At 40.3% G+C, this 12,690-nt stretch carries 12 protein-coding genes; 10 read left to right on the top strand and 2 right to left on the bottom strand.

The annotated features are described in order from the left end of the window. The first annotated feature begins 70 nt into the window (after window positions 1-70). Genes IE199_RS15605 through mutM form a run of 6 tightly spaced genes read left to right on the top strand, consistent with a single transcriptional unit; the run spans window position 71 to window position 5,440 of the window. Complete coding sequence (locus IE199_RS15605; protein ID WP_189772362.1) at window positions 71-1,414, top strand: alpha/beta hydrolase family protein; 1,344 nt, start codon at window positions 71-73, stop codon at window positions 1,412-1,414. Continuing rightward, a complete protein-coding gene (locus IE199_RS15600; RefSeq protein ID WP_189772359.1) occupies window positions 1,414-2,448 on the top strand; it encodes a sensor histidine kinase in 1,035 nt (344 codons plus the stop codon). Before IE199_RS15605 ends, IE199_RS15600 begins: the two co-directional genes overlap by 1 nt. 1 nt (window position 2,449) lies before the next feature. After that, window positions 2,450-3,163, top strand: coding sequence for a LytR/AlgR family response regulator transcription factor (locus tag IE199_RS15595; RefSeq protein ID WP_189772357.1), 714 nt, complete (start codon window positions 2,450-2,452; stop codon window positions 3,161-3,163). A gap of 53 nt (window positions 3,164-3,216) precedes the next feature. Further along, the gene (locus IE199_RS15590) at window positions 3,217-3,699 is read left to right on the top strand and encodes a hypothetical protein (protein WP_189772355.1); all 483 of its coding nucleotides are present in this window, start codon (window positions 3,217-3,219) and stop codon (window positions 3,697-3,699) included. 12 nt (window positions 3,700-3,711) lie between these two features. Next, entirely contained in the window at window positions 3,712-4,617 is a 906-nt protein-coding gene (locus tag IE199_RS15585) for an ATP-grasp domain-containing protein (protein WP_229854764.1), read from the top strand. Window positions 4,618-4,624: 7 nt separating this feature from the next. Further along, a complete protein-coding gene (gene mutM, locus IE199_RS15580; RefSeq protein ID WP_189772353.1) occupies window positions 4,625-5,440 on the top strand; it encodes a bifunctional DNA-formamidopyrimidine glycosylase/DNA-(apurinic or apyrimidinic site) lyase in 816 nt (271 codons plus the stop codon). Between the two features lie 7 nt (window positions 5,441-5,447). On the opposite strand, the gene IE199_RS15575 is transcribed toward mutM, so the two are convergent. Then, window positions 5,448-5,906, bottom strand: a complete 459-nt coding sequence (locus IE199_RS15575; protein WP_189772351.1) for a DUF6491 family protein — start codon at window positions 5,904-5,906, stop codon at window positions 5,448-5,450. Window positions 5,907-5,981: 75 nt separating this feature from the next. Further along, a complete protein-coding gene (gene coaD, locus IE199_RS15570; RefSeq protein WP_189772343.1) occupies window positions 5,982-6,464 on the bottom strand; it encodes a pantetheine-phosphate adenylyltransferase in 483 nt (160 codons plus the stop codon). A 190-nt stretch (window positions 6,465-6,654) separates the two neighbouring features. Here coaD and IE199_RS15565 point away from each other — a divergent pair, with 190 nt between their 5' ends. The 4 genes from IE199_RS15565 (at window position 6,655) to IE199_RS15550 (ending at window position 12,645) form a co-directional block, all read left to right on the top strand. Then, entirely contained in the window at window positions 6,655-7,311 is a 657-nt protein-coding gene (locus IE199_RS15565) for a TetR/AcrR family transcriptional regulator (RefSeq protein WP_189772341.1), read from the top strand. Window positions 7,312-7,650: 339 nt separating this feature from the next. Next, window positions 7,651-8,820 carry an efflux RND transporter periplasmic adaptor subunit gene (locus IE199_RS15560; RefSeq protein ID WP_189772339.1) on the top strand — a complete coding sequence of 390 codons (1,170 nt, stop codon included), beginning with the start codon at window positions 7,651-7,653 and terminating at the stop codon, window positions 8,818-8,820. Between the two features lie 11 nt (window positions 8,821-8,831). Further along, window positions 8,832-11,963, top strand: coding sequence for an efflux RND transporter permease subunit (locus IE199_RS15555; RefSeq protein WP_189772337.1), 3,132 nt, complete (start codon window positions 8,832-8,834; stop codon window positions 11,961-11,963). A 64-nt stretch (window positions 11,964-12,027) separates the two neighbouring features. After that, window positions 12,028-12,645, top strand: a complete 618-nt coding sequence (locus tag IE199_RS15550) for a TetR/AcrR family transcriptional regulator (RefSeq protein WP_189772335.1) — start codon at window positions 12,028-12,030, stop codon at window positions 12,643-12,645. Window positions 12,646-12,690 lie beyond the last annotated feature (45 nt).

The following is a 12,690-nucleotide window of genomic DNA, read 5'->3' as shown; positions in this document are numbered from 1 at the left end:
TGATATAAATTTTGAACTTAACCGGGTTAAGGTGCAATAAGCTTTGCTTATAAACGATAAGGAGAGACATATGAAAATATTTAAACACACACTTTGCTCTATCTTCACTCTGATTACACTGACTACTCAAGCGACCGTTGTTGGCTCATGGCAAGGCATAGTTAAAGTGAATGAAGCGTTACAAGTTGAACTAGTGATGCATATTGCAAAAGACAATAACAACTATAGTGCAAAATTAGATGTTCCGATCCAACAGCAATTTGGCTTAGCATTTGACCAAGTTAAAGTGACCGATCAAGATGTTGATTTTACTTTATCAGCTGCCGGTATTCGTTATAAGGCAACACTTGAACAAGGCAAATTAGTAGGTACCTATTATCAAGGTGGTGGTGAACTTCCATTGGTCATGAGTAAAAATATCAATGTGGCCAAAGTAGCCAAACGCGTTTTTCCACAAACACCAACCAAGGACACTGAATATCTAGTGCGTGAAGTATCCTTTGATAACAAAGCAGAAAATATTACGCTTGCTGGCACCTTGACGGTACCTAAACAAGGGACAAATTACGTTGCGGTTTTAATATCAGGCTCTGGTCCAAGCAATAGAAATCAAGAAATTTTTGGCCATCAAAGCTTCTGGGTACTGGCAGACTTATTAACTAAACAAGGTATTGCGGTATTACGTTATGACGATAGGGGCGTGAGTAAGTCCACTGGCGATTTTAAAAGTGCAACTAGCTATGATTTTGCAGCTGATGCAAAAGCCGCAGTTCACTATGTGCGTCAATTGCCTGAGTTCAAAGAGGCCCAAATAGGCTTTATTGGTCACAGTGAAGGTGGTTTGATTGGTGCATTGGCAGGTGTTGACAATAAAGACGTAGATTTCTTTGTATCATTAGCCGGTGTGGGCACTACTGGAGCGGACATTCTGATAGACCAAAGTTATGCGTTGCAACAGGCACTAGGTGTAGATGAAGCGACATTACAACAATCTGATAAAGTACAACGCAGTGTGATGGCTGCTATTGTTAATAAAGCCAGTGCACAAGAGATTAAACAGTTGCTAGTTGGTGCTGGTTTGCCAGAACAAGCGATAAAAGCGCAAATGCCACAAATTACCTCGCCTTGGTTCCAAGCGTTTGTGCAATACGACCCATCATTGGTTTTACCTAAACTAAACATGCCAGTACTTGCTGTAAATGGTGATTTAGATTTACAAGTATTAGCTAAACAAAATATTGCAGGTTTTCAAAAACTTGTTAACAATAAGCAAATTACAACAAAAATATATCCAGGGTTGAACCATTTATTTCAACCAGCAAAAACAGGTTTACCAAAAGAGTATGCTGAAATTGACGTTACGTTTTCACCGCAAGTAGCATCAGATGTGGCCACTTGGATTAAATCACTTTAATGAGTAAATCAGATAATAAAATGTTTTGGCTATGCCAAGTTCTAGGTTGGGGAGCGTTTACGCTGCTCAACCTAACCGTTAGAGGTTATTTTTCTCACTTTGCTATTGGCGAATTAATTAATTCTTTAACCCTTTATATTGCCTTTATTGCTACCACAACTTGTACCCGATGGTACTTTAAGCGTTACTTGCAGTCAGACAATGTCGCTTGGAACTTTGTGCAGGTGGTGTTGATTAGTGTGCTTACAGCTTTTGTCACCAATTTGATTGTTAGTAGCGCATTATTTCCGTTTTTTGAACCCTTGTATGGCGTGCCTTTAACCGAGCCAATGCGATATTTTTGGTTGGCTTTACCCAACCTGGTTTTTCTGTCTTTATTGTGGTCGATTACTTATTTAACCATTCGCCGACAGTTTTTATTAAAAAGCACAAGTGCACAAAACTCTGCATTACAGTCATCGTTAAAAGCCGCGCAACTAGATATATTGTTAAATCAATTAAACCCCCATTTTATGTTTAATGCTATTAACAATATCAGAGCATTAATTTTAGAAGATCCAGCTAAGGCGAGAGATTGTCTAACCGATTTATCTGATGTGATGCGCACCACCATGCAAGTTAAACAAGACAAAGAATGGACGTTACACGAAGAGCTACAGTTAGTTGATAGTTATCTTAATTTAAACAAGTTGCAATTTGAGAACAAACTCAGCATTACAAAATCAATTGATGAGCAAGCACTAAGCAGCAAAGTGCCGTGCATGATGGTGCAGTTGCTGGTGGAAAATGCGATAAAACATGGTATTGGTAAACGCAGAGCTGGCGGCGATATTCACATTGATATTCGTTTAGAGTCAGAGGTATTAACGTTATGTGTTAACAATAGCGGCGAGCTTAACACTGATGCAGATACAACCGGTGTTGGTACTCGCAACATCAAGTCGCGCTTAAATATATTGTATGGCGAACAAGCACACTATTCACTGAAACAAGTCGATGATATGGTGCAGGCGAGCATAGTGATAGGAAAATAATGTGTTAAATGTGATTATTGTTGAAGACTCGCGTTTAGCGCGTTTAGAACTAAAAGCCCAACTGGCTGATGTAAAACATATCGCCATCGTTGGTGAGGCAGATTCAATCGCCCAGGCTCAAGAGTTACTCGCTCAACACAATGTTGATTTAATGTTTCTCGATATAGACTTACCTGATGGTAATGGTTTTGATTTATTGCTCTCGATAGCGCAGCCGCCTAAAGTTATTTTCACTACTGCATTTGAGGAGTTTGCCCTTAAAGCATTTGAACAAAATGCCATTGATTACCTATTAAAACCCTTTAGCCAAGAGCGGTTACAGAGCGCTTTAGCGCGAGTAAATATGGAGCGTGAGTCAGTAACTGAGACTAAAGCAATGATGGATTTATCGTCGCGCTTTTTTGTCAAAGATGGCCAACAATGTTTTCTTATTCAATTGGCACAAGTGGAGCGTTTCGAGTCACTTGGCAATTACACACAAGTATATTTCGACCAACATAAAACCATTGTGTATCGTACCTTGGCACAGATAGAGGCACGCCTACCCAAAGAGGTGTTTTTTCGAACTAGTCGCCAATACATTGTGCAGTTAAGTTGTGTTCAAGATGTGGCTTTATGTGCTAGTGGTGGTCTCGAGCTAACAATGAAAAGTGGTGCCAAGGTCGAAGTATCACGCCGTCAGGCGAGTCAGTTCAAAGCGTTGTTCTCGCTATAATCGATTAAAGTGGTAACATAACGGCAAGTTAGATTATCTGTATTAATTTGATTATGGTAAAACTGTCTAGAGCAGGTTGGAATAACGTTATTATTTTTGGTGTGTTAGCATTTATCTTGATCATCAATGCAACACATGACAATGTATTTGAAAACAAAACTGACCAACAGCAAGTTAGGTTGTTTCCTGCTAATCCTGTCATTTTGACCCTATCGATTAATGAACACTTTTTAGTTGAGCGTAAAGGGCAAGGTTGGCAAGCCAATCGCGATACTTTATCGGTTCAAGCACTCAATCAAATGATGAATTCATGGCGACAATTAGCGCCCGAACATTTAATTACTCCGGTTGAACTGGATAAACAGTTAGGGTTGCTAGTTGAGGTGGTGTTAGCCAATAGTAACGAGGCAATGCGTTTGAAACTGTTTATGGAAGGTGAACAGTTACTGGTATATCGAGAGCATGACCACGCATGGTTTGTCTTGGCGCCTCAATTTTTTAATCAGCTAGTACCAGCTGAAATTTTTAACGAATAACCTAGAGCAATTATGATGGAAAAACGTTGTGCCATTTTGTCTATGGACAGTTTGGAAGACTTTCACGCCTATGACCACTTGATTGAGCCATATTTAGCTGAACTTGGATGGCAAACAGAAACCATTTCTTGGCGTGCTCAAAACGTTAATTGGTCTGATTTTGACGCTGTCATTATTCGCACTCCGTGGGATTATCAAGACGATGCCGCGGCATTTATCCAAGTACTAGAACAAATAGAAGCATCGAGCGCCCATCTAGAAAATGCAATTGAAATTGTTCGTTGGAATATCGATAAAATTTATCTGCAACAGCTTGAGCAACAGGGTGTTTCTGTGGTGCCAACTCGTTGGTTTGATAAGCTTGATGACAAGCTATTAACGGCTGAACAGCTCGACATTATGTTTGAGCAACTAAATCGTGATCAAATTGTGCTAAAACCTCGTATTAGTGCCAATTCCGATAATACTTTTTGGCTGCATCGCTCTACTGCTGCCCAAAAATTAGCTGTGCTTAATAGCGCGTTTGCACAGCGTCATTTTATGGCACAGCCTTTTATGGACAGTGTTATAGCAGAAGGGGAATTTTCGTTATTTTATTTTAATGGTGAATACAGCCATGCGATTTTGAAAACGCCTAAAAAACAAGATTTTAGGGTACAAGAAGAACATGGTGGCCAATTACAAAGTATTGAACCTGAAGCTGAACTGGTTAAACAGGCGAATTGGTGTATTGAACAGATTGCGAGTATTCATACTATGCCACTTTACGCTAGGGTAGATTTTGTTCGTTATCAAGAAAGCTTTGCCTTAATGGAAGCGGAATTAATTGAACCTTCACTGTATTTTAATATGGATGAGCAATCGCCAAAGCGTTTTGCTCAAGCGTTGGTCGCGAAAATGAAACAATTAACCTTGTAGGGGTGTTATGCCTGAATTACCTGAAGTAGAAGTATGCCGATTAGGCATTACGCCACATATTAAAGATCAGCAAGTTGCTGAGGTTGTTGTTAGACAAAAGCAATTAAGATGGCCAGTACCTGAAGAAGTAACTACTATCGTTGGTCAGGAGGTGTCAGCGGTTAAAAGGCGATCGAAATATTTGTTGCTTGAATTTGACACAGGCACAGTGGTCATTCATTTAGGGATGTCTGGCACAATACGGGTTATTCCAGCAGAGTCACCTGTAGCAAAACACGATCATGTTGATATTGTTTTTCAACATGGCCAAGCGTTAAGGTTAAACGATCCTCGCCGATTTGGCGCCGTATTATGGCTAGACAAACACCAAGATCAGCAAGGCTTATTTACCAAACTTGGACCTGAGCCACTAACTGATGATTTTGCCCATGGTTATTTGTTTGAAAAAGCACAAAAGCGCAAAGTACCGATTAAAACCTTCTTGATGAATAACCAAGTGGTGGTTGGTGTCGGTAATATTTATGCTAATGAAGCCTTGTTTCAAGCCGGTATATTACCAACCAGCTTAGCGTGCAATATTGACCAAACACGATTCAATAACCTGACTGATATTATAAAAAATGTTTTGGCGGCTGCGATTGAACAAGGTGGCACCACATTAAAAGACTTTACTCAGGCCGATGGCAGACCGGGTTATTTTGCACAGCAGCTATTGGTATATGGCCGAGCAGGTCAGCCATGTGTGAAATGCCAAAGCCAACTGCAAGAAGTCAGACAATCTAATCGCAGTTCAGTATTTTGCCCCAATTGCCAAACGGAGTAACTTACTCTTACTCCGTTTCAGGTTGTTCTGCAGATTTTGGCTCTTCAGGTTTTTGTTCGTTGAGCTGATAAATTGCTTTGCGTTGCTCTTTAGTGACTGGGTATATCTTATCTATACGACAGTTCATTTGCGGGTTACGCAAGCTAAATACAGAATCAAACTTGGCATGCAAAGTGGCATCGGTTTGACGATGAATTCTTAATACATGTGCCCAACGAATATCGTCACAAAAGCCTTTTAGTTCAATTAAATAATTGCGCTTGGGTGAAGATGATAAAAACATAAACTCGTCGGTTAATGCGTTCCAGCCTTGAAAACGAAAAGAGTTAACGCGGCTAACATGCTGCAAGTTGTTGCTGGCGATATAACTTCGAATGTTTTCATTTTGTGTTTGCAAGCTAATGGAGTTACTTGAACACCCAGACAAAACAGCTAATAAACTAAGTACTGTCATTATGGTTTTCATTGTAAACCTCTCATAGTTGGTTGTTTTATCATCAGTCTAGCGACTTTAAGAGTACTTGTCTTTAAATCAACTGTGTTATTTTGTTAATTGTTCGATAATCGCTTTTTGCACGGCGGCATCAACAAACTGACTGACATCACCTTTATGTAGTGCAACTTCCTTCACTAGGGTTGATGAGATAAAAGAGTTTTCTTCCGCGGGTGTTAAAAACACACTTTCTAAATCAGGTGACAAACGTCTATTCATGTTAGCTAATTGAAATTCGTATTCAAAATCTGATACAGCACGTAAACCACGAATCAAAACACTGGCTTGGTGTAACTGAGCAAATTCAACTAATAAACCTGTAAAACCGACTACTTTGACATTAGGTAAATGCGCTGTCACTTGCTCTAATAGCGTGACCCGTTGTGCCAAATCAAACATGGGCTTTTTACTCGGACTGGCAGCGACACCAACGATCACTTCAGAAAACAAACGACTTGCGCGTTCAATAAGATCAGTATGGCCATTAGTTACTGGATCGAAAGTGCCTGGATAAATTGCTTTTACATTCATGATTTTGATTGAGTTTAGTTAGATAGTTTCATTGTAATAAGCCCACGGCCATATGACAACAAGGCTTATGCCTAGTTTGTATGGGCTAGTAAGCAACAGACTTAAAGTATTTACTCGAATATCTTTACCTTGGCTAAAAATTGATAGTATGATTAGGGGATTGATTCATTGATAAAGAAAGTAAAAGAGTATGAAAACTCGGGATAAAATAATTCAAGCAAGTATCGAGTTATTTAATGAACAGGGCGAAAGGAATGTCACAACTAACCATATCGCTGCTCACCTCGGCATTAGTCCCGGCAACTTGTACTACCACTTTCGCAACAAAGAAGACATCATCTTATCCATTTACGAAGAATACGCTCGTAATCTACTATTAGACACCTTTCCTCAGGTAAACCCAGAAACTAAACCGCTCGACACCATTATTTTGTATATGGATGCGGTTTTCCAAGCGTTAATGAAGTTTCGTTTTTTCTACGCTAATTTACCTGTGTTATTGGCGAAAAACCCGTTATTGCATGAAAAATATGTAGAGGTACAACACACCATTTCTAAACGATTAAGTGAAATGTTAGTGTCTTTACGTGATGCCAATATGATGACTTTCGAAGATGATGAGTTAGCCGATATCGTTAGCATTTTACGCTTGATCAACACATTCTGGTTGAGCTTTTATCAAACACAAAATGAAAATACCGAGATCAATGATTCAGTATTTTTAGATGGCGTGTTGAAAATTTTGGTGATGATCCGCCCTTACATTACTGAATCAGCTAAGCCAGATTTTATGAAAGCAAAAGCCATGTACCAACAACGCCACAAAGAAGCGTTAGCGGTAGCTTAGTCACAAATCTGTTCAGCTAGGGTTTCTAGGCCCTAGCGTTTATTTAAATTTCAACTAGCTTTTGTACCCCGCTCGGTTATCGACTTGTCCGTGATTTACTTCGCTTGTTGTTTGTAACAATATATTTTTCAAGCGCCATCCTTATTTAGCATACTACAAATGGTTTTGTTTTTTATTGATAAAAATATCAATAAGTTACCATGCTTTTTGGCTAAGCCTATACCTGAATTAAACAAAAGTACTGAGCATGTTCTAGTATATTAAAAAGATCATTTAGTTGTTTTAATGTACAGAAAATTAAATTAGAATGATCGTTCACTCTAAGTTGAAGGTACAGTAATGCAACGAGTTAATTCTTTTTCTTTTCAATTTTCTGCCATTGTTATGGCATTGATCATTATGTCTGGGTGTGGTCAGCCTGAACAGGCACAAGCTAAGGGACCCGCAATGCAGGCTATGCCTGTTGGTGTGGTCACAGTAAAAAGCCAAGCTATTACATTGACTAAAGAGCTACCTGGGCGAGTATCTGCATCACAAATTGCCGAAATTAGACCTCAGGTTACTGGCATTATTCAACATCGGTTATTTACTGAAGGTGCTGAAGTTAAACAGGGTCAAGCACTATATCAAATCGATCCCGCTATTTTTGAAGCGCAAGTTGCAACTAATAAAGCAGCTATCAAAAAAGCCGAGGCTAATATTGCTAACGCTAAGGCAAAACTTACGCGATACAAAAACTTGTTAAAAACCAAAGCGGCGAGCCAACAAGATTATGACGAAGCAGTAGCATCATTTAAAAGTGCAGAAGCTGATTTGTTAACGGCTAAAGCGCAATTACAAACCGCTGAAATTAACCTCAACTATACAAAAGTAAAATCACCCATTGATGGTCAAATAGGTAAATCAGAAGTCACGGCTGGTGCGCTTGTTAATGCTAATCAAGAGGGGACATTAGCAACAGTTACCCAGCTTGACCCCATCTATGTCGACTTAACACAGTCAAGCACCGAATTAACACGTTTAAAGCAAGCTATTGCTTCAGGCACTCTTACCAGAGACAAAGAACTACATTCAAAAGTAGAATTAATGCTTGAAGATGGCAGTGTTTATCCTTACCCAGGAAAATTAAAATTTTCAGAAGTGACTGTTAATACCAGCACAGGTTCTGTTTCTCTTCGTGCAGAATTTCCAAACCCAGACAAAATGTTGTTACCTGGTATGTATGTGCGTGCTGCAATTGTTGAAGGGGTAAAAGAAAGTGCAATTTTAGCACCTCAACGCGGTGTTAATCGCAATACTAAAGGGCAACCAACCGCTTTAGTGGTTAGTAAAGACAACAAAGTTGAACCTAGAGTATTAACGGTTGATCGTACGGTTGGTGCACAATGGCTAGTCACTGACGGTTTAGTTGATGGCGATCAGTTAATCGTTGAAGGTTTGCAAAAAATTCGTCCAGGTGCACCTGTATCACCAGTGCCGGCAGAATCTTCGTTAAATGAAGTGAAATAACGGAGTAGCACATGTCTCGATTTTTTATAGATAGACCTATCTTTGCATGGGTATTGGCCATCGTTGTGATGTTAGCTGGTGTGTTGGCGATAACAAGCTTACCCGTTGCTCAATATCCATCGATAGCACCACCTGCTATTAGTATTCAAGCAAGTTACCCTGGTGCTTCTGCACGAACGCTAGAAGATACCGTTACACAAGTTATTGAACAAAAGATGAAAGGGCTTGATGGCTTGTTGTATATGTCATCAACCTCTGAATCAAATGGCTCTGCAACATTAACCTTAACATTTGATGCTGATACCGACCCAGATATTGCACAGGTACAAGTGCAAAATAAGTTGTCGTTAGCAACGCCACTTTTACCTCAAGAGGTTCAACGACAAGGGGTTTCTGTGGCTAAATCTGCTCGCAACTTTTTAATGGTTGTTGGCTTTGTTTCTGAAGATGGCAGCATGAATAACATCGACATTGGCGATTATGTTGCTTCAAATGTGCAAGATATTATTTCACGTGTAAATGGTGTTGGTGAAGTACAGTTGTTTGGTTCTCAATATGCAATGCGTATTTGGTTAAAGCCCGATATGTTGCATAAATATCAACTAACGCCAAATGACATTAGCGCCGCAATTCAGGCACAAAATGCACAAGTTTCTGCGGGGCAATTAGGGGCGTTACCAGCAATTTCAGGGCAACAAATTAATGCGACGGTGACCGCACAAAGTAGACTGCAAACACCAGAGCAATTTCGCAATATATTTGTAAAAACCAATGCTGATGGCTCATTTGTAAGACTGTCTGATGTCGCAACTGTCGAATTAGGTGGTGAAAACTATGGTGTTGTTGCCCGATATAACGGTAAACCTGCGACTGGGCTTGGGATAAAGCTTGCCAGTGGTGCTAATGCGCTTGATACCGCGGAAGGTGTAAAGGCAGCATTAAAGGAGCTTGAAGACTTTTTTCCAGAAGGTTTAACCTCAGTAGTACCTTATGACACAACACCGTTTGTTTCGTTATCTATTGAAAAGGTGGTTAACACCCTAATAGAAGCTGTGGTGTTAGTGTTCCTTGTTATGTACTTGTTTTTACAAAACTTTAGGGCAACACTTATTCCAACCATTGCTGTACCTGTGGTATTGCTAGGTACCTTTGCTGTTTTACAAACATTTGGTTTTTCAATCAATACATTGACTATGTTTGCCATGGTATTAGCCATTGGCTTGTTGGTAGATGATGCCATTGTTGTGGTAGAAAATGTTGAGCGTGTGATGACGGAAGAAAATCTATCGCCACTTGAAGCAACACGTAAATCGATGGATGAAATAAAAGGTGCACTTGTCGGTATTGCCATGGTGTTATCTGCAGTATTTATCCCTATGGCATTTTTTGCTGGCTCCACAGGGGTTATTTATCGACAGTTTTCTATTACCTTGGTTACTGCAATGAGTCTTTCAGTGTTAGTGGCATTGATTCTGACGCCTGCTTTATGTGCCACTATGTTAAAACCAAGCCATGTGCATGATGATAAGTCGTTACTTGGTCGATTTTTTACTGGCTTTAACCGCGGCTTTGATAAAACCAACAGCGGGGCACAAGGTTTTGTTAGCCGAATGATCAAACAAAGCAAACGTTACTTGTTATGTTATGGATTGATCGTTGGTGGCATGGTTTATATTTTTTCGCAATTACCTTCTGCGTTTTTACCCAATGAAGACCAAGGTATCTTGTTTAACCAAGTGAGCTTGCCAGCGGGTTCTACCACAGAGCAAACGCTAGAAGTGGTTAAAAAAATGGAACGCCACTTTTTAGAAGATCAGTCGGCAGCCGTGCGCTCAATTTTCAGTGTTGCGGGCTTTAGTTTTGCCGGCTCTGGACAAAATGCAGCCATTGGTTTTGTTGGATTAAAACATTGGGATGAACGTCAACGCCCTGACTTGTCAGTTGGCGCGGTTGCGGGTAAAGCAATGGGGTATTTTGCCACCATTAAAGAGGCTTTTGTTTTTGCTTTCCCACCACCTGCTGTAATCGAATTAGGCACCGCCAATGGTTTTACTTTTTATCTGCAAGACCGTGTTGGATTGGGTCATGAGAAATTACTAAATGCTCGCAATATGTTCTTGGGAATGGCGGCACAAAATCCAGTATTGGCGGGAGTACGCCCCAATGGCTTAGAAGATAAGCCAGAATTACAACTTGATATTGATTTGGCAAAAGCTGAAGCTCTTGGCATCACTCAAGCAGAGATTAACAGTACTTTAGCAACAGCTTGGGGTGGTCGATACGTAAATGACTTTATTGATCGCGGCCGTGTTAAAAAGGTTTATGTGCAGGGCGTAGCTGAATCTCGCATGGTACCTGAAGATATTGATCAATGGTTTGTCAGAAACAATCAAGGTGACATGGTGCCATTCACGACATTTGCCAGTGCCTATTGGACTTACGGTTCACCTCGATTAGAACGATACAACGGTTTATCGGCCATGGAAATTCAAGGTTCTGCAGCCCCAGGGTTTAGTACCGGACAAGCGATGGCGGAAGTTGAAAAAATAGTGAAGCAATTACCGCCGGGCATTGCTTATGAATGGACAGGCATATCGTATGAGGAACGCCTAAGTGGTGGACAAGCACCCTTGCTTTACGCTTTGTCGTTATTGGTGGTGTTTTTATGTTTAGCGGCCTTGTACGAAAGTTGGTCAGTACCAGCGGCTGTTATGTTAATTGTTCCGTTAGGGGTATTTGGTGCAGCTGTCGCCGCTATTTCAGCAAACTTGTCGAATGATATTTACCTGCAGGTAGGCTTGTTAACCACCATAGGTTTAGCCTCTAAAAACGCTATTTTAATCGTTGAATTTGCCATACATAAAATGGAAGAGGGCATGGGGCTGGTCGATGCCGCGGTCAATGCAGTACGTTTGCGTTTGCGTCCGATATTAATGACCTCAATGGCATTTATTTGTGGTGTTTTACCGTTAGCAATAGCATCAAGCGCAGGTTCGGGTGCACAAAATGCACTAGGTATTTCGGTCATTGGTGGTACTTTAGCCTCGTCTATACTGGTGGTTGTTTTTGTACCTATGTTTTTTGTTTTAGTGCGTAGGGTCTTCCCTGGGAAGACGACAAAAGCATTGCCAAACGAAAAATAATCTATATATTCGGCGGCTATTTTATTTAATGTAAAAATAGCTGCCGACACAGCGTGGAATCTTTATGAAAGCAAAAACTAAAAGACATGCAGATCCCGAGTTAGCTCAAGCAAGGCGAAATCAAGTGCTATGTGCTGCTGCAGAGTGTTTTAAGCGTAAGGGCTATCATGGCGCTGGCATGGCTGAAATTTCAAAAATGGCAGGCATGAGTGCTGGCCATATCTACAATTACTTTGCCAGTAAAGATGCCATTATCGAATCAATAATTCAGCGTGATATGGAAGAAACCCTGTCTTTGTTTCAAGAGTTTGAAGAAAACCCTGGTGATTTGGTCACAATACTAATTGATGGTCTTGATGATGCTGTTGTTCGCCATACCGATATGGATAATAAGGCATTGAGCTTGGAGATGTTATCTGAAGGGGCGCGCAATGAGAAAATTGCCACTTTACTTCAGCAATCTGATACTGAATCTAGAGAAAGAATGCGCAACTTGTTAGTGGGAGAGCGTGGTCCATTAAAAGCATCTTCAGAGCGCGAAATAAATGCTCGCATTGAAATTATGTTTGCCATGATAGGTGGGTTATTGCTGCGCAAAACGTTAAACCCCAATTTAGATAAAGAGGGTTTGTTAATTGCACTTCGTCCTGCAATAAAAACTCTATTATTACCCTTTGAATGACGGACAAATGAATAAAAAAAAGCATAAACTTTTAAGTTTATGCTT

This window comes from Thalassotalea marina (genome assembly GCF_014656435.1).
Lineage (GTDB): Bacteria > Pseudomonadota > Gammaproteobacteria > Enterobacterales > Alteromonadaceae > Thalassotalea_C > Thalassotalea_C marina.
The sequence above is the reverse complement of the archived record's forward strand: the minus strand, read 5'-3'. Positions and strand labels throughout refer to the sequence as shown.

Coding starts and splice junctions, on each gene's coding strand:
- IE199_RS15560 (WP_189772339.1), top strand. CDS start 7,651: ATGCAACGAGTTAATTCTTTTTCTTTTCAATTTTCTGCCATTGTTATG.
- IE199_RS15575 (WP_189772351.1), bottom strand. CDS start 5,906: ATGAAAACCATAATGACAGTACTTAGTTTATTAGCTGTTTTGTCTGGG.
- coaD (WP_189772343.1), bottom strand. CDS start 6,464: ATGAATGTAAAAGCAATTTATCCAGGCACTTTCGATCCAGTAACTAAT.
- IE199_RS15605 (WP_189772362.1), top strand. CDS start 71: ATGAAAATATTTAAACACACACTTTGCTCTATCTTCACTCTGATTACA.
- IE199_RS15590 (WP_189772355.1), top strand. CDS start 3,217: ATGGTAAAACTGTCTAGAGCAGGTTGGAATAACGTTATTATTTTTGGT.
- IE199_RS15585 (WP_229854764.1), top strand. CDS start 3,712: ATGATGGAAAAACGTTGTGCCATTTTGTCTATGGACAGTTTGGAAGAC.
- IE199_RS15565 (WP_189772341.1), top strand. CDS start 6,655: ATGAAAACTCGGGATAAAATAATTCAAGCAAGTATCGAGTTATTTAAT.
- IE199_RS15550 (WP_189772335.1), top strand. CDS start 12,028: ATGAAAGCAAAAACTAAAAGACATGCAGATCCCGAGTTAGCTCAAGCA.
- IE199_RS15555 (WP_189772337.1), top strand. CDS start 8,832: ATGTCTCGATTTTTTATAGATAGACCTATCTTTGCATGGGTATTGGCC.
- mutM (WP_189772353.1), top strand. CDS start 4,625: ATGCCTGAATTACCTGAAGTAGAAGTATGCCGATTAGGCATTACGCCA.
- IE199_RS15600 (WP_189772359.1), top strand. CDS start 1,414: ATGAGTAAATCAGATAATAAAATGTTTTGGCTATGCCAAGTTCTAGGT.